This window comes from Corallococcus sp. RDP092CA (genome assembly GCF_041903675.1).
Lineage (GTDB): Bacteria > Myxococcota > Myxococcia > Myxococcales > Myxococcaceae > Corallococcus.
In genome coordinates, this window is record NZ_JAYESI010000182.1 from 1 (window position 1) to 255 (window position 255).

Below are 255 nucleotides of genomic sequence, written 5' to 3' on the forward strand. Positions count from 1 at the left end.
TGTTCTCCAAGAGATTGGAGCGAGGTCGTTTCGCGGCCCTCTGGAAACACGAGGCACCGGGCGCGCCCGTGCAGTTGGCGCACTCCGAGCTCGCGCTCTTCTTCGAGGGCAGCGAGCTCGTCGGGCGTGCTCCCGCCTCGGCGACGCCGCTGCCCCTCTTCGCACGGGCGCGTGGCCAGCACGCAAGCGAGGAGGCAGACAGCGAGCCCTTCGTCGGCACCGCGCGCTGACGTCCGCCGACGCTTGCCTCCGGAC

The 255-nt window shown here is 71.0% G+C and carries 1 protein-coding gene; it reads left to right on the forward strand.

What is annotated here, in order from left to right; translation table 11 throughout:
- On the forward strand, positions 1-230 hold a 230-nt coding region (locus U8525_RS34705), incomplete at its 5' end, for a hypothetical protein (protein WP_374271010.1).
- Positions 231-255 lie beyond the last annotated feature (25 nt).